Source organism: Actinoallomurus sp. CA-142502 (assembly GCF_050936355.1).
GTDB lineage: Bacteria > Actinomycetota > Actinomycetes > Streptosporangiales > Streptosporangiaceae > Actinoallomurus > Actinoallomurus iriomotensis.
Window position 1 is genome coordinate 6328712 of the sequence record NZ_JBNJMY010000001.1, and the last position, 19219, is coordinate 6347930.

17 protein-coding genes are annotated in these 19219 nt (G+C 69.6%); 6 read left to right on the forward strand and 11 right to left on the reverse strand.

What is annotated here, in order from left to right; genetic code table 11:
• Positions 1-8: 8 nt before the first annotated feature.
• Positions 9-2177 (forward strand): ricin-type beta-trefoil lectin domain protein, encoded by a 2169-nt coding sequence (locus ACQEV1_RS30070; RefSeq protein ID WP_433397839.1) that lies wholly within the window; start codon positions 9-11, stop codon positions 2175-2177.
• A 77-nt stretch (positions 2178-2254) separates the two neighbouring features.
• Here the strand turns inward: ACQEV1_RS30070 and ACQEV1_RS30075 are convergent, their stop codons facing one another.
• The 5 genes from ACQEV1_RS30075 to ACQEV1_RS30095 are packed head-to-tail and all read right to left on the reverse strand — an operon-like array spanning position 2255 to position 8468.
• Positions 2255-3301: a zinc-dependent alcohol dehydrogenase gene (locus ACQEV1_RS30075; protein ID WP_285622324.1), complete on the reverse strand. Its 1047-nt coding sequence runs from the start codon at positions 3299-3301 to the stop codon at positions 2255-2257.
• The gene (locus ACQEV1_RS30080) at positions 3298-5268 is read right to left on the reverse strand and encodes a hypothetical protein (RefSeq protein WP_433397841.1); all 1971 of its coding nucleotides are present in this window, start codon (positions 5266-5268) and stop codon (positions 3298-3300) included. The genes ACQEV1_RS30075 and ACQEV1_RS30080 overlap by 4 nt, the downstream gene beginning before the upstream one ends.
• Positions 5269-5297: 29 nt before the next feature.
• On the reverse strand, positions 5298-6194 hold the full coding sequence (locus ACQEV1_RS30085; protein WP_433397843.1) for a carbohydrate ABC transporter permease: 897 nt from the start codon (positions 6192-6194) through the stop codon (positions 5298-5300).
• Positions 6184-7077: a carbohydrate ABC transporter permease gene (locus tag ACQEV1_RS30090; RefSeq protein ID WP_433397845.1), complete on the reverse strand. Its 894-nt coding sequence runs from the start codon at positions 7075-7077 to the stop codon at positions 6184-6186. Before ACQEV1_RS30090 ends, ACQEV1_RS30085 begins: the two co-directional genes overlap by 11 nt.
• A 29-nt stretch (positions 7078-7106) precedes the next feature.
• Entirely contained in the window at positions 7107-8468 is a 1362-nt protein-coding gene (locus ACQEV1_RS30095; protein ID WP_433397847.1) for an ABC transporter substrate-binding protein, read from the reverse strand.
• Positions 8469-8824: 356 nt separating this feature from the next.
• Between ACQEV1_RS30095 and ACQEV1_RS30100 the strand changes: the two genes are divergently transcribed.
• Genes ACQEV1_RS30100 through ACQEV1_RS30110 form a run of 3 tightly spaced genes read left to right on the forward strand, consistent with a single transcriptional unit; the run spans position 8825 to position 10763 of the window.
• The gene (locus ACQEV1_RS30100; RefSeq protein ID WP_433397849.1) at positions 8825-9634 is read left to right on the forward strand and encodes a FadR/GntR family transcriptional regulator; all 810 of its coding nucleotides are present in this window, start codon (positions 8825-8827) and stop codon (positions 9632-9634) included.
• Entirely contained in the window at positions 9594-10568 is a 975-nt protein-coding gene (locus ACQEV1_RS30105) for an FAD-dependent oxidoreductase (protein ID WP_433397851.1), read from the forward strand. The genes ACQEV1_RS30100 and ACQEV1_RS30105 overlap by 41 nt, the downstream gene beginning before the upstream one ends.
• Positions 10569-10610: 42 nt before the next feature.
• The gene (locus ACQEV1_RS30110) at positions 10611-10763 is read left to right on the forward strand and encodes a hypothetical protein (protein WP_433397853.1); all 153 of its coding nucleotides are present in this window, start codon (positions 10611-10613) and stop codon (positions 10761-10763) included.
• A gap of 15 nt (positions 10764-10778) precedes the next feature.
• On the opposite strand, the gene ACQEV1_RS30115 is transcribed toward ACQEV1_RS30110, so the two are convergent.
• From ACQEV1_RS30115 to ACQEV1_RS30125, 3 genes are all read right to left on the reverse strand, one after another.
• Entirely contained in the window at positions 10779-11453 is a 675-nt protein-coding gene (locus ACQEV1_RS30115; RefSeq protein WP_433397855.1) for a haloacid dehalogenase type II, read from the reverse strand.
• 53 nt (positions 11454-11506) lie between these two features.
• Positions 11507-12286 (reverse strand): SDR family NAD(P)-dependent oxidoreductase, encoded by a 780-nt coding sequence (locus tag ACQEV1_RS30120; protein WP_433397857.1) that lies wholly within the window; start codon positions 12284-12286, stop codon positions 11507-11509.
• A 157-nt stretch (positions 12287-12443) separates the two neighbouring features.
• Positions 12444-12926 (reverse strand): peroxiredoxin family protein, encoded by a 483-nt coding sequence (locus ACQEV1_RS30125; RefSeq protein WP_285622349.1) that lies wholly within the window; start codon positions 12924-12926, stop codon positions 12444-12446.
• A 372-nt stretch (positions 12927-13298) separates the two neighbouring features.
• On the opposite strand from ACQEV1_RS30125, the gene ACQEV1_RS30130 reads away from it, so the two are divergent.
• Both ACQEV1_RS30130 and ACQEV1_RS30135 read left to right on the forward strand, forming a co-directional pair.
• Positions 13299-13895 (forward strand): RNA polymerase sigma factor, encoded by a 597-nt coding sequence (locus ACQEV1_RS30130; RefSeq protein WP_433397860.1) that lies wholly within the window; start codon positions 13299-13301, stop codon positions 13893-13895.
• Positions 13892-14104 carry a hypothetical protein gene (locus ACQEV1_RS30135; protein WP_285622353.1) on the forward strand — a complete coding sequence of 71 codons (213 nt, stop codon included), beginning with the start codon at positions 13892-13894 and terminating at the stop codon, positions 14102-14104. Before ACQEV1_RS30130 ends, ACQEV1_RS30135 begins: the two co-directional genes overlap by 4 nt.
• Positions 14105-14285: 181 nt before the next feature.
• Here the strand turns inward: ACQEV1_RS30135 and ACQEV1_RS30140 are convergent, their stop codons facing one another.
• From ACQEV1_RS30140 to ACQEV1_RS30150, 3 genes are all read right to left on the reverse strand, one after another.
• Positions 14286-16211, reverse strand: coding sequence for an aquaporin (locus ACQEV1_RS30140; protein ID WP_433397862.1), 1926 nt, complete (start codon positions 16209-16211; stop codon positions 14286-14288).
• Positions 16195-18060: a glycoside hydrolase family 15 protein gene (locus ACQEV1_RS30145; protein ID WP_433397864.1), complete on the reverse strand. Its 1866-nt coding sequence runs from the start codon at positions 18058-18060 to the stop codon at positions 16195-16197. The genes ACQEV1_RS30140 and ACQEV1_RS30145 overlap by 17 nt, the downstream gene beginning before the upstream one ends.
• A gap of 251 nt (positions 18061-18311) precedes the next feature.
• The gene (locus tag ACQEV1_RS30150; protein WP_433397866.1) at positions 18312-19211 is read right to left on the reverse strand and encodes a hypothetical protein; all 900 of its coding nucleotides are present in this window, start codon (positions 19209-19211) and stop codon (positions 18312-18314) included.
• Positions 19212-19219: the final 8 nt, after the last annotated feature.

The following is a 19219-nucleotide window of genomic DNA, read 5'->3' on the forward strand; positions in this document are numbered from 1 at the left end:
ACGGCTCTATGTCCGGCGATATCGCGGTAGAGCTCGCCGACGGGGTCTACCGGCAGACCTCGCCGCTGCGGTTCACCGCCGCCGACTCCGGTACCGGCGGCCACACGGTCAGCTGGCAGGCGGCGTCCGGCGCGCATCCGGTGATCAGCGGCGCGAAGGCGGTCACCGGGTGGAGCCTCGCCGACTCGTCCAAGAACATCTGGAAGGCGAACGTCGGAACCGGCGTCGACACCCGGCAGCTGTACGTCGACGGTGCACCGGCCACGCGCGCGCGCACCAGCGTGAACCGGTCGGACTTCACCTTCACCGCCACCGGCATGCGGTTCTCCAACAGCGCCCTGAGCTATCTGAACAACCTGGCCGGCCAGAACCGCGTCGAGGTCGAGAGTGTCGGTTCGTTCACCGACCGGTACTCGCCCGTGCAGAGCATCGGCGGCAACGTTCTGACGATGCAGCAGCCGGCGTGGAACAACAACAACTTCGGCTACGACACGCTGAGCAGCCCGTTCCGGGCCGGCCCCCTGTACCTGGAGAACGCCTACGAGTTCCTCGACTCGCCCGGCGAGTGGTATCTCAACACCACGACGGGCACCCTCTACTACATCCCGCGTTCCGGGCAGAGCATGAGCAGCGCCGATGTCGAGTTGCCGCTGCTGCAGTCGCTGCTCGACGTCGGTGGCACCTACGACTCACCCGCTCACGACCTCGCCTTCACCGGCATCACCTTCACCGGCACGAGCTGGCTGGGCCCGAGCGGCGGCCAGGGGTACGCCGACCAGCAGACCGGCGCCTACCTGTCCGGCGACCGGTCCTGGCCCGCGTTCGGCTCCTGTAACTCCGGCTGCACCCAGTTCGAGGCCGCCCGGCCGCACTGGAGCCAGATGCCCGCGGCGGTCCAGGTGTCCGCGGCAAGCGGCATCACGTTCGGCCGCGACCAGTTCGTCGACCTCGGCCAGAACGCGGTGGGCATCGGGAACGACGCGAACGCCCACGCCAGCGGTGTCGGCCTGGGCACCACCTCCGTCACCGTCAGCGGTTCGGTCTTCACCGGCGACGCGGCCGGCGCCATCGTCGCGGGCGGTGTGCAGGCCGACGCGCACCACCCCGGCGACCAGCGGATGGTCAACAAGAACCTCACGATCAGCGACAACGTCGTCCACGACATCGGCCTGGACTATCGCGGCATCACCTCGTTCCTGCCGACGTACGTCACGAACGCCACGATCACTCACAACGAGGTGTACAACATGCCGTACTCCGGCATCTCGGTCGGCTTCGGCTGGGGTGCCAACGACGCCGGCGGCAGCAACGACTACGCCAACCGCGGCCTGTACAACTACCAGCCGCGCTACAGCACGGCGACGACCGCGTCGAACGACCAGATCACCGGCAACTACGTGCACGACGTCATGCAACAGATGAACGACGGCGGATGCGTCTACACGCTCTCGGCGAACCCGGGCGGGGTCATCAGCGGCAACTACTGCCTGCGGACGAACGGTTACTTCGGCCTGTACTTCGATGAGGGATCGCGGTATTTCACCGCTTCGGGGAACGTCTTCTCCTCCGTCGGCGGAACCTGGGCGGTCGAGAACGCCAACGGCAACAACAACACCGGAACCCTGACCCTCGCCGGCAACTGGTACAGCAACGGCGGGACCAATATCAACAATGGCGACCGCGGCAACTCGGTGTCCGGCAACACGCTGGTGAGCAACAACACCTGGCCGTCGGGCGCGCAGTCGGTGATGGCGGCCGCGGGAGTCCGGCCCGGCGACGGCGGCGGCCCGACCACCGGTGTACTGCGCGGCACCGCCTCCGGCCGGTGCCTGGACGTGCCGAACGGGTCCCAGAGCGACGGCACCTACCTGCAGATCTACGACTGCAACGGCGGTGCGGGCCAGCAGTGGACCCTCAATGCGAGCAACGAGCTGACGGTGTACGGCGGGAAGTGCCTGGACGTGCCGAACAACGCCACCAGCCCGGGCACGCGGGTGGAGATCTGGACCTGCAACGGCGGAGCGAACCAGCAGTGGCACCTGAACGCCGACGGCACCGTGGTCGGCGTGGGCTCGGGGCTGTGCCTGGACGTCACGGGCCAGGCCACCGCCAACGGCACCGCCGTGGAGATCTGGACCTGCAATGGCCAGGGCAACCAGAAGTGGAGTCGCAGCTGACCTGACCGGCGTGCCTCATCCAGACGCGCCGGTGACCACCGCGAGCCTTCCGTTCGGTGCGAAGGCTCGCGGATCGGTCATCGCGAGTCCGCCTTCTCGTTCGTCCTGCAGTCGACCAGGACCTTCATGACGTCCGCCCGGGATTCGAGCGCCGCGAACGCCTGCGCCGCCCGATCGAGGGGTTCGATCCGCGAGATCAGCGCTCGGGCGGGGATCTCCCCCTCGGCGATGAGGCCGACGGCCGTCTCGAAGTCGGCCCGGTCGTACAGGCGCGCGCCGAGCAGGGTCAGTTCGCGCCAGAAGAAACGGTGGAGGCTGATCTCCCGCGCGACGGGGTGAATGGCGACCTGAACCATGCGGCCGCGGGCGGCCAGCGCGTCGACGGCGGCGGTGACGCCGGCCGCCGTGCCGGAGACCTCGAACGCCGCAGCGGCACCCGCTCCGCCGGTCCATCGCTCGACGAACTCGGCGAGGTCGCCTCCGCCCGGATCGGCGCAGGTCAGACCGAGTCCCTCGGCGACGGAGCGCCGGTACGGGTCCGGTTCCACCAGCAGCACGCCCGCCCCGGACCGCCGGGCGACGATCGCGATGAGCAGCCCGATCGGGCCGCCGCCGACCACGACCGCCTGCTCCCCCGGCCGTAGCTCCGCGCGCCGTACGTCGTGTGCGGCCACGGCGGTGGGCTCGACGAGGGCGGCGTGCTCCAGGGCCAGGTCCGTGGGGAGCCGGACCAGCGTGGACGCGGGCACGGTCCAGCTGTTCTGCAGGGATCCCGCCGCGTCGATGCCGAGGAAGACCAGACGGTGACAGAGGTGCGCGTGGCCCGCACGGCAGGCCGGGCAGGTCCGGCAGGGAACCAGCGGCATGACGGTGACGGGGTCCCCCGGCCGCCAGTCACGAACGCCGGCGCCGACCTGCGCGATCCGGCCCGACATCTCGTGGCCGATGACACAGGGCGGGTCGACTCGGCCGTCCATGTCGCCGTGGAGAATGTGCAGGTCGGTGCCGCAGATCCCGGTGTAGGCGACGTCGACGCGGACCTGTCCCGGCGACGGTGGCGTCGGCTCGGCGGGGTCGATCCGCAGCCGTCGCTCCCCGGCGTAGGCGACGCGTCGAGCGGTCACGAGTCCTCCCCTTCGCGGAGTGACGTCGCGTGCGGAGAGGAGTGGCCCTCGCGCTCCTGCGTGTCGAACGGCGTGCGATACGACGGGGGGCGCGTACGCAGGTCGAGATCCAGCGTCAGGCGGATCCGAGTCGACCTGGGCAGCTCCACGAGAAGCCAGGGGCCGTCGACGTCGATCTCCTCCGATGCCACGACCGGCCGGCGGTGCCCGTAGTCGTACATGTCGCCGATCCAGGACGGGTCGTCGCAGACCGTGTGGCGCACCGTGCCGATGGTGTGCTCCGCGAACGCCCCGGCCTGCACGATGACGCGGCGTGCCGACCGCGGGTCGAGGTTCACCAGGTCGACGACGGTCGCCTCCGGATCGATGCGGGACACCAGGGCCGCGACCTCGGGGGGAAGGCCCGGGCGCCGCGCGTCGGCGTCGTAGTAGCGCACCCGCGCCTGCTGCAGGCCGCCGTTGTAGACGACCTGCGGCCCGCCCCAGGTCAGCTGAACGAGGGCCTCGGTGACCACCGGGTTCGACTGCTGCCACACGTGGATGTCGGCCTCGGGCACGTCCATGCCGCGATATCGCTCCATGCGGGTCAGGCGATGCCGCACCTGAGCCTGCGCGGCGGCGAGGATCCGTTCCGGGTAGCCGGGATCGTCGCCGGCGAGGAAGGCGAACCAGGGCTCCTCGTGCCCGGCCTCCTCCTTGCTGCGAAACGGCCGGACGGTCCGCCAGTCGTAGCCGGAGGCCGCCCGCAGCCGCTCGATGCGCTCCCGGTCGGCGTCGGACGCGGAGTGGTGCCACAGCGCGATGGGCACCGCCATCAACATGGGGTTGTAGTCGAACCAGCCGCGGTCACCGTACCGGAACGGCACGTGCAGCGTGGGTGTGCGGACGTCCTCCTCGAGCTGGACGGTCCACTTCGACTCCAGGCTGGAATCGGCCTCGGTGAAGGCCAGCACCTCGCCGCGGGCGATGATCTCGTCCAGCGCCGGGCGTACGAGGTCGAGGTGAGCATCGTCGCCGGTCGCGCCGGCGGCGGCGAGGGCGCCGACGATGGCGGCGTGCCCGACGCTGTACCAGCCGTGCGGCCAGGACCAGCCGTAGTGGCCGCCGTACCAGCGGCCTTCGAGCAGGCCGCCGACCGTGCCGTCCGGGGCGACGTTGTCGGGCAGTACGCCGCCGTTGGCGGCGGCGCGCTCGCGCCACGCGCCGACGTACTCGGCGATCCAGTCCCGGTATCGCGACTCACCGGACAGCGTCCAGGCGTTGAGGACGAGCCCTGCGGCGGCCAGGTTGACCGCGGTGTCGCCGGTGCCCATGCGGCGACGCATCTCCTCGCCGAGCCGCGGGTCGCGATCCGGCGCTTCCGGCTCGGCGCCGGGCGGCAGCACCCACTCAAGCGGGAAGCCGTACGTCCGCGCCTCTTTGGGCAGCCAGGGATAGGCGTCGCCGTCGAAGAGCCCTTCCCTCCGCGGGTCGCTGCCGTTGTGGGGCCGGCGGATGACGCGGTGCGCGGGATCGTAGTTGCCGTGCGCCGGGTCGACGTACAGATCCGCGAACCGCAGCGCTCGCTCCGTCCAGCGCTCGGGCGCGGCCATGCACAGGAAGTAGAACAGCAGCAGGCTCTCGCCTTGGTGGAACCAGTCGTAGCCGCGTTCGTACTCCTCATGCAGCATGCCCAGTTCGGTGAGCTGCCGGGTGACTCCCTCCCAGTGCCGTTCGGACGCGGCGAGCAGGTCGTCGGCCCCGCCGAGGAGGTAGAGCTGGGGCCAGTTGAAGAAGGTCTCGTAGAAGTCGTCCACGCCATCGCGTGAGGTGAGCCGGTCGTGGTAGAGCAGCCGCCCGTCCGGGCCGGTGAAGTCGCGCGCGAACCGGCGCCAGGCGTGATCGAGCAGGTCGAACAGCCGGCGCTGCGCTATCGCCCAGCCCGGCGGTTCGAGCAGCGGTACCGAGGCCGTGATGACGGGATGCATCCGGGACTCTCCATTCCGGGGCGCGGGGATCAGTCCTTGGTCGCGCCGGCGAGCATTCCGGCGACCAGGAAGCGCTGTGAGAACAGGAAGACGACGAGTACGGGCGTGATCGCCAGCAGCGTGGCCAGCGCCAGCTCGGGTCGCTGGACCTCGAGCGAGCCGACGGTCGGGTTGAACTGGGGGACGTTGTTCAGCAGCGTGCCCAGACCGACCTGGACCGGGAACTGGCCGCTCTCGGGCAGCAGGACGTACGGGAGGAAATAGTTCGTCCAGTTGGCCACGAAGCTGAAGAACCCGACCAGGGCGACGACCGGCGCGGCCAGCGGCAGGGCGATCCGGCGGAAGGCGCCGAACTCCGAGCAGCCGTCGAGTTTCGCGGCGGCCAGCAGTTCTCTGGGCATCGCGGTGCTGAAGTAGATGTAGGTGAGGTACACGCCGAACGGATAGAACGAGTACGGCAGGATGATCGACCACATCGAGCCGACCAGGTGGACCGCGTCGACCTCCAAGAACAACGGCACCACGAGCGTCGCGTTCGGCATGAGCATGACGACCAGGGTCGCCACCAGGAGAGTGCGGCGACCGCGGAACTCGGTCATCGCGAGCGCGTAACCGGCGGGAATCGTCACGCACAGTGTGATCGCGAGTGCGACGAACGAGTAGAGCGCGGAGTTGCCCAGCCATTGGAAGATCGCGTCGTCCTGGTACGAGGTCAGCGCGTCCCAGTTGTGCCGCAGTGCGGACCAGGACCCGGCCGAGAGCGGGTCGCCGTGGACGAGTTGCTCGTCGGTCTTGGTGGCCGCCAGCAGGAGCCACAGGACCGGGACGACGAAGAACAGCAGGAACACCGCGAGCACCAGGGCGCGGAGCGGGTTCGGCGGCCGCCGGCGAACGGCGCGGCCCGGCCGCCGGGGGTCAGTCGGCATCGAAGAACCCCGATCTGGCGACGAACAGACCCGCGACGACGAGCCCGACGACCAGCAGCTCGACCGAGATGGCCGCCGCGGAGCCGACGTTGTCGTTCTGGAAGGCGAAGTCGTAGGAGAGCTGGTTGAGCGAGTAGTCGCGGCCGGCCACCCCGTTGCTCGCCTGCGACAGCAGCTGCGGCTCGACGAACAGCTGGGTGCCCGCGGCGAAGGACAGAATCACCATGTAGACGATCCACTTGCGCAGGAGCGGCAACTGGATGCGCCACGCGACCTGCCAGGGCCCGGCCCCGTCGATCCGGGCCGCCTCCAGCAGGTCCGGGGAGATGTTGTTCAGCGCGCCGTACATGACCACGATCCAGCCGCCCGCACCCGTCCAGAACGCGATGAAGGCCAGCAGGATCGGCAGGTGTCCGGGCGCGATGACCTGGCCGAAGGTGTCGTAGCCGAGAGCACGCAGCAGGAAACCCACCGGGCTCACCGCCGGGTCGAGCATGAACAGCCAGACCATCGCGCTCGCCGCCCCGGCCAGCGCGCCGGGGAGGTAGTACAGGAAGCGCAGGGCCCGGTCGGCCGCGCGAGCGGTCAGGCCGTGCAGCGAAAGCGCGAGCCCGACGACCAGGACCACCAGGAAGACGAGCCAGACCAGCAGGTAGAGCGCCACGTGCCCGATGGCCGGCAGGAACCGGAAGTCGGCCGCCGCGGTGGTGAAGTTCGACAGTCCGGCGAAGCGCTCGCTCGCGTCGGTGAAGGCGAAGTAGATCGCGTAGACCGTCGGCACGACGCCGAACGCGATCAGCAGCACGACGTACGGGGCGACGAAACCGTGTCCGGCCCGGCCAGGCCACGCGATACGCGATGCCCCGTGCGACGGAGCGCCCACCGGTCTTCCCTGTCTGGTGTTCCCCTCCCTCACTGGCCGACCTTGTATCCGTCGGACCGCGCGTAGTTCGCGATCGCGTTCCGCCATGCGGGCAGGAGAGAGACGATCGTCTTGCCCGCGGTCACGCCCGGTGTGACGGTGGCCGCCCAGATCGCCTCCTGGCTGAACTGGCCGTATCCCCAGCCGGGCCACACCCGCCCGGCCTCCGTCTGGAGCGGCCCGGCGATGTCCCCCGCGTAGTAGCGGGAGGAGGTCTGGTTCGCCAGCCACGCCTTGGCCGCGGCCGTGTACGCCGGATAGCCGGGAGCGACCTTTCCCTGGTAGTCGTTCGCGGTGGTCACCCAGGTGAGGAAGTCCGTGCCGGCCTTCAGGTGGGCGCTGTGCGCCGACAGCAGCCAGGTGCCGCCGCCGACGTTGCCGGCGGAGGGGGCCGGGTCGCCGGACCACTGGGGCGTCGGGGCGACCGCGATCTGGCCGGCGGGGGTCTTGAACGTGCCCTGGAACAGCGAGCCGCCGAACCACGAAGGGCCGGGCAGCATGAGGATCCTGCCGGCCTGGTTCTTGTCGAAGTCGGAGCTGAACACGCTGCTCGTGGACATGGTGTGGTTCTTGATCAGGGTGTCCAGCAGTGAGGCCATCCGGGTGCAGTTCGCGCTCGTCGTGTCGATCGTGACGGCCTTGGGGCCGGTGATCTGGTTGGCGCCGCACTTGCTCGCCCACATGTAGATCTCGGGGGTGAAGTTGTCACCCGCGGAACCGACCAGGTACCCGGGATGCCCGGCGGCGACCTTCTCGCCCAGCGCCCGGTACTCCTCCCACGTCGCCGGGACCCGGTAGCCCCACTTCCTCATGAGGCCGGCGTTGTACCAGAGCACGGTCTGGGACAGGTCGTTGCGCAGGCAGTACAGCGTGCCGTTCGCCATGCACGGGTCGTTGGCGCCGCGAGCGAAGCCGTCGAGGACGGACCGTGGGATCAGGCCCTTGTTCAGCGGAGCGGCGAAGCCCGCCTGCACCGCCCAGGAGACCTCGTTGTTCTGCGAACTGAAGACGACGTCCGGCCATCCCCTGCGGATTCGGTTGAACAGGCTCACCTTGGTCTGGAGGTAGTTCGAACCGTTGGCGTCCCCGTCATAGGTGACGATGTTCATCTTCACCGCGGGATGTTGCCGCTGGTAGAGCCGGGCGGCCGCCAGACGCGTCGAGTCCACCCACACCGTCAGCGGCCCGTCGGTCTGCGGCGCCTTCTTGAGACCTCCCTGCCCGCCGGCGGCTCCCCCTCCCCCGCAGGCCACGACGGTCAACGTGAACGCGCTGCCGAGGGCCAGCAGCACGGCGCGGCGACGGCTCCTGCCTGATCTCTTCGCGCCGTCGGCGCGGGCCTTCCTTGTCATTGGCTGCTCCACTGACGTCGTGGGACCCGCCGACCAGCACATGGCGGGCAGGAAATGTGTCCTACTCATCTCGCCGAACTTCGAACGGGCGAGGTGGTCCGCGGCGTCGCGGAGGCTCTGGCGAGCACCTCGGCCCGGCTGACTCCTGTCGTCCCTCATCAGAGCTCCGGAGCCCGAGGTCGTCAAGAGGAGAGGCGGGCCCATTTTTACGGCCGTGTTACGGCGACGAGGCCAGGAGAGAGACGTTGGACCAGCTCACCTGACGTGCGAGCGACACGATAAGTCTTACTCATCTTCGTTTCGTACACCGACAGATGTATGCTCCTTGGGCGGCAACGGTGGGTCATACTCTCAGGGTGACCCGCAACGAAGGAGGCACGCCGGTGGACGGCACGCCCAAGCCGGCTGCGGCCGATGCGCCGCCGCCGGAGCAGGACGGCGACGCACGGCGGACCGGCGCGTACCGGCCACGCTATGAGCTGGTGGCCGAACAGATCCTCCAGCTCATCGCCGAGCTGCGCCTGCGGCCCGGCGACCGGATGCCCACCGAGAACGAACTCGCCGCACGCCTGGGCACCAGCCGGACCGTCGTACGAGAAGCCGTGAAGATCCTCTCCGCGATCGGCCGGCTACGTGCCCAGAAGGGCCGCGGACTCTATGTCGCCGACGACGAGGGGATGCTCGGCTCATCGCGTTGGGGTGGCTTCTTCCTGCCGACCGACCTCGATCACGTCTACATGCTGTTCGAGTTCCGCCGGGTCCAGGAGACCGCGGCCGGCCGGCTGGCCGCGGCCCGGGCCACTCCCGCCGAGCTCCGCGCCATCGAGGCCGCCGCCGAGATGTGCCGGGAGGGGTATTCGACCGGCCAGACGGCGCTGTTCGACCAGGGTGACGACGACTTTCACCTGGGCATCGCCACCGCTTCGCACAACCCGTTCCTCGTCGCGGCGGTCCGCGAGGCCCGGCGCCTCCAGCGCCAGTCCAGCACGATCGGCCTGCACGGCACGGTCGGCGGCCACGCCGAGGAGGCCGTCGAGGAGCACGCCGCGATCTACCAGGCCATCCGGGACGGCGACCCCGATGCCGCAGCCCAGGCCGCGGCCGTTCACCTCGACAAGACCCTCGATGACTACCGGCGCGAGATCCAGCGCCGCGTGTTCGGCTGATTCACCCGGTCGGCGCGGCCTCGGCCTTGTACGGAGATGGACGACGACAAAGGTGCCAGGCCGGATCTGTGTCGGCGGCGCCCTCCAGCATGCCGTTCGCTGCGACGACCGCGCCGAGTACGCCCATGACCTCTTGCTTCGTCCGTGTCCTGCTCCCAGTGCGGAACCCTCGGACGGACGGCCCACGGCGATCATCGGCCTGCTTGACCCTCGCGGTAGGCGGTGTCGAGGACTCCCCTCGCGCGCTCCCGCGATCCCCGATGTTCCAGGGCTGCGGGAGGCGCGTCCATGGACGAACCGGGAGGCGACCAGCACACGGCAGACGCCCAAGCGGCTCATCGTGATCGGCGGCGGGCCCGTCGCGTGCGAGATGACGCAGGCGCTGCACGCCCTCGGCGCCGTCGAGAGCATCATCCTCGTGCGCGAGGACCGCCTACTCACCCGGACCGAGCCGTTCGCCGGTGAGCTGGTGTCCCCGTCCCTCGCGGAATCGGCATCGACCTGCACTTCGGCCGCTCACTCGCTCGGGTCGAACGCCAGACGACCGGCGGGTGCGCCGACGACCTGCCGTCGCTCCGTGATCGCGCCGACGCCCTGGGCGACCCGCAGGTGTGCGCGGTGGGACGTACGGAGGCTCAGGCGCGCGCGGACGGTTTCCGCACGCGCATCGTCGACTTCGACATCGGCGCGATCGTCGGCGCCCAGTTGCAGGCAGGTACCCGGGTACGTCGGGCGGGCCCGGTTGGTCGTCGACGAGGACCGCCGGGTGCCACTCGGCGCGACCTTCGTCGGCCCGGCGGCGGCCGACCTGCTCCACGGGGCCACGATCGCGGTGAGCGCCGAGATCCCGCTCGAGAAGCTCTGGCACGCCGTCCCGACCTTCCCGACCACCAGCGAGATCTGGCTCAACCTCCTACATGAGTACGGCCTCTGAGGTCCGCATGGCGCCCACAGCCGCATCGGCCGCCTCGCGGTGATGACCAGGCTGGAACTCGGCCGGCGGCTACGGCTGGTCGAGCTCCTGGCGTACGGCTGGTCGGGCCGGCGTTCACGGCCGGCCATGGACGACCAGGTCATGGCGGCGCCGGCCGGTGCACGTTCGACCGGGTGGGGACCGCCTGGTGAGTGAGCAGCGTGGACGCTGCTATTCGGTGTCCATTGTCATGATCTGGTCGACGACGTCGGCGACGTCGGTGCCGACGATGTCAGGTCGGCCGCCGAGTGGGCTCGGCACCATGCCGGGGCGTGTGACGAAGGCGGCCTTGCATCCGGCGGCGAGCGCTCCGGACACGTCCCAGGAGTGCGCTGCGACCAGGCGGACTTCCGCCGGATCGACGTCGAATGCCCGCGCGACCGTGAGGTAGGGCTCCGGAGCGGGCTTGAGCCGTTTCACAGCGTCGGCCGAGATGACGCCGTCGAAATGCTCGCGGATCCCGGCATTGGTCAGTTGTGCTTCGGCGACCGTCTGGATCGAGTTCGTCAGGGCGACGAGCGTGAGGTCGGTGGTGCGCAGCCGCCGTAGGGCGCCGGGAACCTCCGGATGGGCCGGCAATGAGCTCATCCGGCTCACCACCGCGGTGGCCTCATCGGTCGTGAGGGTATGCCCGTGTCGTTCGGCGAGCATGTGCAGTGCCGCGTGTTGTGCGGTGGTGAAGTCCACGTACTCGCCGGTCAGTCCGCCGACGAATGACAGCTGGAGCATCTGTGCGAACCACTGCCCGCGCAGGGCGGCCGAGCCCAGCAGGTCCTCGAACGCGTCATCGAGCGAGCTGAGATCCAGCAGGGTTTCGTTGACGTCGAATGCGATCACCTTGGTCATGGCCTGTCTCCTCGTGTGAGTGATACCGGTCGGGCCTACTTCACGGGGCTTCATCACGGGCGTGAATGGGAGACGGAGTCGGTGACATCCCAGATCTGCCCCGTTTCCTCGCCCGGAAGCCGGTCGAGGAGCGACCTCGCAGACCGCTCCGCGGTGATCAGGGAGCCCTCCGCGTACGAGCGGCTGAACCGTTGGTGCAGGTTCACGCCGATCCGGTCGGGGTCTTGGCCGCGGATCCATGCCTGCATCGCGGTGTCGACCGATCCAGGCCGGAAGGCATTGACGGCGACACCACTGTCGGCCAGTTCAGCGGCGAGATTCACGGTGTGCGCCTCGAGCGCCGCCTTGCCGGTGACGTAGGCGTTACCTCCGACCATGGATGCCGGGCGGGTGACGACACCGCTGGAGACGTTGACGATACGGCCCCACTTCTGCTCGAGCATGGCGGGTAGCAGCGCGAAGGTCAGTGAGGCGACGGCCACGACGTTGACGCCGATCGCGGCCGCCCAGTCGGTGGAATCGATCTCGGCGCTCGGGCCGAGCGGCCACACGACGGCGGCGTTGTTGATGAGAATGTCCACGCCCCCGAGTTCGTCACGGGCGCGTGTCGCGCACCGGGCGAGCTGGTCTGGATCCGCGACGTCCGCCGTGATCACCACTGCCGTGCCGCCGAGTTCGTGGACGGACGCGGCGCTGTCGGTGAGTTCGTCGTGCGAGCGCGCGACCAGTGCCACACGGACGCCCGTCTTGGCCAGTTCCAGCGCGATCGCCCGCCCGATGCCGCGTCCCGCGCCGGTCACCAGCGCCGTGCGGCCGTTGAGCGAAGTAGTCATGAATGGTTTGCGGCGGCGCTGCGCACCTGTCTTACCTTCTGGTTGTCCCGAGTCGTGAGCATGGCAGGTGTGATGACGGAGCCAGCAGGCGGAAATCGGTCGTTATGCCGCGTTTCCACCTGCTGGAGCGCCGTGCGCGAAGCTCGTTCGCCGGTGGCTAGCCGGCCGCGTGCTCGCGCAGGTAGCGGATCAGGCCGGTCACATCTTCGGGGACGAGCCTGCCGATGGCTCCGCTGGAGTACACGCTGACGATGACCTTGCCATCGCCGTCGAGTACGAAGCCTGTCGACTGAAGGTACTTCGGGTCCTGATTGACGAACGCGCCGGTCGCTTCGGCGATTTCGTCCGCGTCGGCGCTGTGCCCGAGCGGGAAGGTCAGGCCGTGCTCGTCGGCCAGGGCCCGTGTCGTGGCTTCGTCCTCGACGGTGAGCGCGACGACCTTGGCGTCGAGTCCGGTGAGGGTGTCCAGGGCACGCTGGAAGGCGCGCAGCTGCGCGTTGCAGTACGGGCACCAGTGCCCGCGGTAGAACAGGATGACGCCGAAGTGGCCGCGCAGAACGTCAGGCAGCGCTAGTGAACCGCCGCCGAGAGACGGGACCGTCAGCGACGGGAACCGGTCGCCCGGATTGAGGAGCGGCATGTGAGGTGTCCTTTCCGTTGTGGTGTAACTGTCGCCCGGGCGCGTCGCCGTGCCCCGTGCGCCGCCGGCCCGCCATCATCAGGCGATGACGGTTCCCTCTTCTCCGGTGGCACCAGGGACGGTCACCAAGCCGAGCCGAACGGACTGTTAGCGCAGCCGGAGCGGGCCGGGCTTACCTGAGATCCCGCCGAATCTGTTCGGCGTTCGCGTTTCGTAAGATCAATCGGCATCCGTCCACCGGGGCGGGGGCCGATGAGAGCTGGTCCAGATCAGGCACCGTAGGCTCGAATCATGTCGCCATCGGAGCCGCCCGATACCGCGGACCGCGAGCTCACGCGCCGGCAGGCCGCGTACCGAGACTCGCGCGACTGGGTGAGCGCGTTGACCGGTACGGGATCGGCGCGTGAACAGGCGATCACGAATCTCCATGAGTTGCTGTTGCGAGTCGCCCGACGGGAGGCATCCAGGCGCCGGGCGGCCCTCGGCATCGACGGACCCGAACTCGACGACCTGGCCCACCAGGCCGCGGCGGACGCGTTGGTCGCGATCACCGCGAAGGTTCGCCAGTTCCGAGGAGAGAGCCGGTTCACGACGTGGGCCTACAAGTTCGTTGTACTCGAGGTGGCCAACAAGATCGGACGTCATTTCTGGCAGTGGCGGACATGGCCGATCGAGCCAGAGGACTGGGATCGACTGCCTGACCGGTTCGGCCTCCGGCCGGAAGATCAGGCCGAGTGGCGGGATCTGGTCTCGGCACTGCGCCGCGCGGTGGACGAGGAATTGACCGAACACCAGCGCCGGATCTTTTCGGCCCTCGTACTGGGTGGCGTGCCGGCGGACGCGTTGGCCATCAAGCTGGGGACGACCCGCAACGCTCTCTACAAGGCCCTGTTCGACGCACGGCGTAAGATACGCGCGAACCTGGTCGCCAACGGATATCTGACGCTCGATGAGGTGGAGCGATCATGAGCGGCTGGTCATCTCTCGAGCGGTTCCTGCGAACGGATCCGCTCGACGCGGGCTGTGCGGGTACCTTCGATCTGCTCGACCTCTACGTGGAAGAACGGCTCGCGGGTGGCGATCCCGAAGAACGCTTCCCCGGTGTCGCCGCTCACCTGCGGATCTGCGACCCCTGCCTGGACGACTACGAAGGTCTGCTCGCCGCCGCCGGGGTCTGACACCTGCCGCTCCCCTGTGTCCGCGGCGAGGTCGAAGACGATTCGACCAACGCCGCACTCGGAGCCCGGCGAGCCGCCCGCGCGGTGCAGGAGACCATCCGTGCCCTGCTCGCGGCGAACGGCTGAACTTCATGGGCTGTCACCGATACGACACCCACTCCCCGTGGGCACCGGTCCCGGGTCACACATTGTCCGGGGACACCTCCACGTACACCTTGATCGCGCCGGGCTCGCCGAGCGCGGTGAGGGCGTCGGCGTACCGGTCCAGGCCGGGGATCGGGTGGGTGAGCAGGCGGGACAGCCAGCCGGGGGTGCGGGCCTCGGCGACGGCGAGGTCACGGACGCCCTCTTCGAAGTGCTCCCGGCTCGCGTTCACCGTGCCGAACATCACCTTGTTCCCCAGCACGAAGTCGAGGTTGATCGCGTCGGACGGCACCTCGCTGCGCCGCATCCCGCCGGTCACGCTGGAGAGGATCAGCACGCCGTTCTTGGCGAGCAGGCCGCACATCGCGTCGAAGACGATCGGGGAGTAGCCGGTCGCCTCGAACACCAGGTCGAACGCGCCGCCCTCCGCGGCGACCTGCGCCGGCGAGGTCTGCCGGGTGCTGACGTATGAGGCACCGATCGCCTCGACCAGTTCGGAGTTGAGGTAAGGGGCCTGCTCCAGGCCGAAGGTGGTGACCTCGAGCCCCCGGTTGCGCAGGATCATGGTCGCGAGCAACCCGATCGTGCCGGCCCCCAGGACCGCGGCGCGGCGCGGGTGCCACACTTTCAACCGGCGTTGGATGTCGTACGCCTGCAGGATGCCCTTCTCTGCCACACTCGTGGGTTCCAGCAGTACGGCGACGTGCCGCAAGGCCGCGGGTACCGGGATGAGATAGCGGGGCTCCTCGGCGTAGTACTCCCTCAGGAACCCGTGCACCCCGCTGATCCCGTGTTCGAAGTAGGCCTCGTCGGCCGTCATGTCCGGGGTGTCGATGAGGTCGTACAGGCTGCCCCCGGCGCGTCGGACGCGGGCGACGACCAGATCGCCGGGCCGCACCTCGCTCACGGCCGGGCCGACCTCCTCGACGACGCCGAGGCTCTCGTGGCCGGTGATCAGGATGTCCTCGCCGGCCGGCGCAGTGCCGTACTCGCCGGCGTTGATCTCCTTGTCGGTGCCGTCCAGACCGACGCGTAGGACCCGGACAAGGACGCCGTGGCCGCCCGGGACGTCGGTTACGGCGGGCCTGGGCACGTCCGTGAGGTGGGCGCTGTCCGCCTTCCCGGGATATACGGCGATCGCCTTCATCTTCGGTTGCTCCCTCCGTGAGTAGTGGTGACGACGGAGCCGCTGGACGCGGTCGCGGGGTGGGGTGTAAGCGCAGTTCAGGAACCGGCAACGGTAAGCGTTGTCGTGCAGGAGTTTCCCGCAGGCCACGGTGCCCCGGCGGTGCCGGTGCAACAGCGCCGCGGCGAGCGCGCCGAGTGTCGGCGCGACGACGTACACCCATAGGCCCGTCCACGTGGCGCCGACCAGCGCCGGGCCGAAGCTGCGGGCGGGGTTCAGGCTGGTGCCGGAAACCGGCGCCTCGGCCAGCATCAGCACGGCCACGAGCAGTGCCGTGGAGGCCGCGGTGAACGGCATCAGGCGCGGGTGGTCGACGAAGGTGAAGATCAGTGTGAGGAGCAGGAACGTCATCAGGGTCTCGGCTCCCAGCGCGGCGGCCGCGCCACCGAGCCTGGGCACCGTCGCGCCGACCCGCACGCTGACCGCCGCGTGGCCCCAGACCAGAAGCGCCACCAGCGCACCGGTTGTCGCGCCCGCGACCTGCGCCGCGGCGTACCTCAGCGCCGAACCGGACGTCAGCTTGCCCAGCACCCAGAACCCGGTCGTGACCGCGGGATTGAGGTGACCGCCGCTGATCCGGCCCAGCGGCGAGTAGACGATCCCCGCCGCCGCGGCCGCGATCAGGACACCCGTCATGAGCCGCCGCAGGTACTCGTCCGGCACCGCGCCGACGATCGGCGAGCCGGCCGCGAAGCCCGCGACGATCGCACTGACGGCGAGCAGCAGGAGGAGCGCCGTGCCGGCGAACTCGGCGGCGACCTCACGCCACCCGACCATCGCCGTTCCCCCGGCCCGCGCCCACCGGCCCGCAGGCCCGTTCGGCCTCGTCGATGGCCCAGGCGGCGTTGATGAGCCCGATGTGGCTGAACGCCTGCGGGAAGTTGCCGAGCAGTTCGCCGCTGTGCGGATCGACCTCTTCCGACAGCAGGCCCACGTCATTGGCGTAGGCGGCGGCTCGCTCGAACACGTCCCTGGCCCGGCCGACCTGCCCGGACATGGCGAGCGCCTGCGCCATCCAGAACGAGCACAGCAGGAAGGCACCCTCCTCGCCGGCGAGGCCGTCGATGCCGTCCGCGGTGCGGTAGCGGTAGACCAGGCCCTGGTCGTCGGTGAGCCGGTCCGCGACGGCGTCGATCGTGGAAAGCATCCGCGAGTCGCCGGCGGGGAGGAAGCCGACGATCGGCATCATGAGGGCGCTGGCGTCCAGCGCGTCGGAGCCGAAGGCCTGCGTGAACGCCCCCACTCGGTCGTTCCAGCCCTCGCGCAGCAGGGTTTCGCGGATCTCGGCGCGGGTCCGCTGCCAGTACTCCACACGCTCCCGCGCCCGTAGGAGGCAGGCGAGGGCGATGCCGCGGTCCAGCGCCACCCAGCACATGAGCTTGGAGTACAGGAAGTGCCGCGGCTCCCCCCGCATCTCCCAGATGCCCTGGTCCTTCTCCGTCCAGCGCTCGGCCGCAGTGTCGGCACAGGCGATGAGGAAGCGCCGGACGTCGTCGTCGATGTCGCCGATCTGCCGTTCGAGGCGCAGGGCCGCATCGAGCAGCTCGCCGTACACGTCGATCTGTCGCTGGTTCCACGCGTCGTTTCCGACGCGTACCGGTCGGCTGCCGCGCCAGCCGCGCAGATGCGGCAGGGTGCGCTCGCTCAGGTCATGCTCGCCGCGGACGCCGAACATGATCTGCAGCGCGCGATCCTTGCCCAGCGACGGGGCCGCGGTGGTGAGGAACGCGAAGAAGTCGCTCGCCTCGTCGGGGCAGGCCGCGACCCACAGGGCGCCCATGGTCAGTGACGCATCCCGTACCCACGTGTACCGGTAGTCCCAGTTGCGCTCACCGCCGGCCCATTCGGGCAGCGATGTCGTGGCGGCCGCGACGATCGCACCGCTGGGCTGGAAGGACAGCGCCTGCAGCACCCGCCCACTGTGGTGCACCAGGTCGCGCCACGGGCCGTCGTAGGCCTGGTGGAGGCTGGACCACGACTGCCAGGCGATGATCGTGTCGTCCAGCCGGGCCGCCAGTTCCGCCTGGTCCCACACCCGCGCCGGAGTCTCCTGCAGCGTCGAGCGGTGCATCCCGAAGTGCCGTGTCTCGCCCTCTCGCGCCGTGAACACGCCGTATCCGCTGCAGTCGCCGATGCTCAGGGGGGCCGGCGTGGTCAGCACGAGCCACTCGGCACCGCCGCGGGCGGTCACGCCGCCTTCGACGCCGGACAGGATCGGGTAGATCAGGCCGTACTCCGGCCGGGGCCGGTACTCGATCTCCATCGGCACCTCACCGCCGACGCCGGACACTCGTCGGGCGAGCAGGTGCGGCACACCGGCGCCGAGCCGGTGGCCGCCGTCATCCGGGCCGGTGAGCAGGGCGTCGGTGAGAACGACCGTGCCGCTCCCGGTGCGGAAGGTCGTCTCCAGCACCATCGTCCGCGGTAGGTAGCGGCGCGTCGTCTCGTACGGCACGGACGGGCGGATCGTCCAGTGCCCGGCCTCGTCGTCCAGCAGGCGAGCGAAGACGGACGGCCCGTTGAACAGGGGAAAACACAGCCACTCGACAGCCCCGTCCCGGCCGATCAGACCGGCGGAATGACGATCGGACACCAACGCGAGGTCGGCAATGGGTGTGCTGCTCATCAGCGCTCCCGAGTAAGAAGACTCGGACACGGCACAAGACCCGAGAAGGCGACGGTGCTACACCCCAGGCCACGCAACATGAGCTGCATATCACTCTATGCCACCTAACGATCGTAACAGAAAGTAACGTATTCGCAGTCGTCGCAGGTCGGGCCTGCGCGCGACCAGCGTCTATGGGCGGCCGGCGATGGTTGGCGGTGATGGTGTTTCGCAAGGCGGGTGCCGATGGAACCGCCGACCTTTTGGAACCGTCAAGGCTTCGCCGGGCGTTGTTCCCAGCCGATGACGGCCTGGCCACCGGACTCGGGCGCCCGTGACGGTGCGGACCGATGCACGGGCAGGTGGGCTCGCGCCCGTACGTCCACGCTGTCCCCCGCCACTCGCAGGGCATCGTTCGGCTTCCGGGCAGGGCGGGCAGCGGTCGGGACCATGCGCGCGAGTCGGCGCTCGCGGACGGTCCCGCGGCTTCCGCCTCCCCTGCTGGACAGCAGGAACTCGATGTCCGCCGCCTCCACCGACGGGACCGTGTCACGGCGAGCCGGAAAGTGGACGACGGCCTCCGCACCGACCTCCAGCGGCCGGACGACGGCGCCGCGACCGTACGCCTCCTGCCCGGTCGCCCGCAGCGCCTCCGGCGTCCAGATCTCGGCCACTACGATGCCCTGCCGGGCCAGGGCGTTCCGGCCCCGGTCGGTGACATCCAGCACGGTGTCGTAGTCGAAGGCGCGGTAGCCGGTGTTCCGGATCGTGACGGCCAGGTAGCGATCGTCGCCACGGCCCAGACCGTCGACGAGGTGCGGCGTGGCGGTGACTTCGAACCGGGCTCCTACGTGTTCCAGCCGCAGCACGAGGTCGTTCGGGTCGCTGTCGCCCTGCCAGTAGTGATCCTTCGACGCGACGGTCCGGGCCGCCCGGCCGTCGTATTCGCGCACCGGGCCGGCCTGGACGAACTCGCTCTGCCGCCATGCTCCGCCGAGGTCATGCTCGATGGTGAGGTGCCAGTCTATGCCGCTCACCGTCTCCGACGCTCCGACCGTTCCCGGAATCGCGCGTTGTACCGACCCGGTGATGACGACACGCTGCGGCCAGTCCGAGGCCTTGCGCACCACCGTGACGCGCCACGTACCGTGCATGCTGATCCACGACGTCATCGCCCTAC

Bases quoted from the DNA above. Each gene is read 5' to 3' on its own strand.
- ACQEV1_RS30070 (WP_433397839.1), top strand. From the start codon at position 9: ATGTCCGGCGATATCGCGGTAGAGCTCGCCGACGGGGTCTACCGGCAG.
- ACQEV1_RS30080 (WP_433397841.1), bottom strand. From the start codon at position 5,268: ATGCATCCCGTCATCACGGCCTCGGTACCGCTGCTCGAACCGCCGGGC.
- ACQEV1_RS30085 (WP_433397843.1), bottom strand. From the start codon at position 6,194: ATGCCGACTGACCCCCGGCGGCCGGGCCGCGCCGTTCGCCGGCGGCCG.
- ACQEV1_RS30095 (WP_433397847.1), bottom strand. From the start codon at position 8,468: ATGACAAGGAAGGCCCGCGCCGACGGCGCGAAGAGATCAGGCAGGAGC.
- ACQEV1_RS30105 (WP_433397851.1), top strand. From the start codon at position 9,594: ATGACTACCGGCGCGAGATCCAGCGCCGCGTGTTCGGCTGATTCACCC.
- ACQEV1_RS30110 (WP_433397853.1), top strand. From the start codon at position 10,611: ATGACCAGGCTGGAACTCGGCCGGCGGCTACGGCTGGTCGAGCTCCTG.
- ACQEV1_RS30115 (WP_433397855.1), bottom strand. From the start codon at position 11,453: ATGACCAAGGTGATCGCATTCGACGTCAACGAAACCCTGCTGGATCTC.
- ACQEV1_RS30120 (WP_433397857.1), bottom strand. From the start codon at position 12,286: ATGACTACTTCGCTCAACGGCCGCACGGCGCTGGTGACCGGCGCGGGA.
- ACQEV1_RS30125 (WP_285622349.1), bottom strand. From the start codon at position 12,926: ATGCCGCTCCTCAATCCGGGCGACCGGTTCCCGTCGCTGACGGTCCCG.
- ACQEV1_RS30135 (WP_285622353.1), top strand. From the start codon at position 13,892: ATGAGCGGCTGGTCATCTCTCGAGCGGTTCCTGCGAACGGATCCGCTC.
- ACQEV1_RS30140 (WP_433397862.1), bottom strand. From the start codon at position 16,211: ATGGTCGGGTGGCGTGAGGTCGCCGCCGAGTTCGCCGGCACGGCGCTC.
- ACQEV1_RS30145 (WP_433397864.1), bottom strand. From the start codon at position 18,060: ATGAGCAGCACACCCATTGCCGACCTCGCGTTGGTGTCCGATCGTCAT.
- ACQEV1_RS30150 (WP_433397866.1), bottom strand. From the start codon at position 19,211: ATGACGTCGTGGATCAGCATGCACGGTACGTGGCGCGTCACGGTGGTG.